The 1,109-nt window shown below is 65.4% G+C and carries 2 protein-coding genes; both read right to left on the bottom strand.

Translation table 11 applies throughout. The features are described 5' to 3' along the window. Nucleotides 1–207: 207 nt before the first annotated feature. Nucleotides 208–540, bottom strand: a complete 333-nt coding sequence (locus BGIM_RS0144750; RefSeq protein ID WP_157369921.1) for a hypothetical protein — start codon at nt 538–540, stop codon at nt 208–210. Nucleotides 541–680: 140 nt separating this feature from the next. After that, entirely contained in the window at nt 681–1,019 is a 339-nt protein-coding gene (locus BGIM_RS0144745) for a hypothetical protein (protein WP_020476093.1), read from the bottom strand. Nucleotides 1,020–1,109: the final 90 nt, after the last annotated feature.

Raw genomic sequence — 1,109 nt, 5'->3', positions numbered from 1 at the left:
GGGGCGACGACCTCACGCCAGACCGCGCCGTCAGGCAGCGCGGCGGGCGGCCGGAACGCCGGACGTGCGAAGAACCCGGTGAACCGATACACCCCGAGGCCCTCCTCTGCCGAACGAGCTCGCCGGCCCGGCCGCACCATTGTCTGATCCGATCCCAGAACCAATGCGTGCGGCCGGGCCCGGTGCAGCGCCTGGTTCGGCGTGCCTTTAGTCGTGGGCGAGTAGTTCGACCCTGGCGACATCTTTAAGCCTGACGACCTCCCCCGCAGGAGTGGCTATCACGATGATGTTTTCGACCTGAGCCGGCCTGCCGAGGTGCGGGACGAACACGACCCCTGGCGGTGGGACAGGTCTGGGCGAACTGACAACGCCGCTCCATACAAACGCTTTCATCACGTCGTCATGGGAGATGTCGTGGGCATGCAAACGGTCGAGATCCAGCCGAACTCGGATCGCATCGCCGGCGTTCCCCGGATGCCCGTCTCCGGGATATTGGCGAAGTTCGAAGGCAATCTCTGGATCGTTGAGAGGAGATGCCATGGCCTCGCCCGGAAGCGGGTTCGCGAACCCGTGCGGGATCGCCGCCCACACGAGCCAAACAAGGGCGGTTAACCCGCCCCCCACACCGATGACCGCATTTCGGGTTCTCAACGTTCCCCTCCGTCGCCGAACGCCAAAGTTCAGTTGCCGGCGGGATGACTGAAGCCGCTGTCCGCGACTGGCCCCCCGGTCGGCTGCAACGCCTTGTTCGGCTTGGTTTGGTCCATTGGCCGTGACCGCCATGACAGCAACACACCCGCGACCGCCCCGCCGACGCCGACGAAGACCGCCATCAGCACTGGCGCCACCCAACGGTCAGCCGGGTGGTCAATAATCTCGCTCAACGACTGTCGGCCCGTGACAAATGACCGGATGGTGTAGAACGACGTGGACTCCAGATTCGCAACCGCCACCAAGACGGCGTAACCGATGACCGCACCGCCCAGGATTGCCAGTGCGTGTTGTGTCGCTCTCACCATCGTTGCGCCCTCCGCCGCCGAACGCCTAAGTCCAGTTGCCGGCGCCGGAGAACCCCCGGCCACTTTCACCGCGACGGAGGTCGCCGGTCA

The organism is Zavarzinella formosa DSM 19928 (assembly GCF_000255705.1).
Lineage (GTDB): Bacteria > Planctomycetota > Planctomycetia > Gemmatales > Gemmataceae > Zavarzinella > Zavarzinella formosa.
The sequence above is the reverse complement of the archived record's forward strand: the minus strand, read 5'-3'. Positions and strand labels throughout refer to the sequence as shown.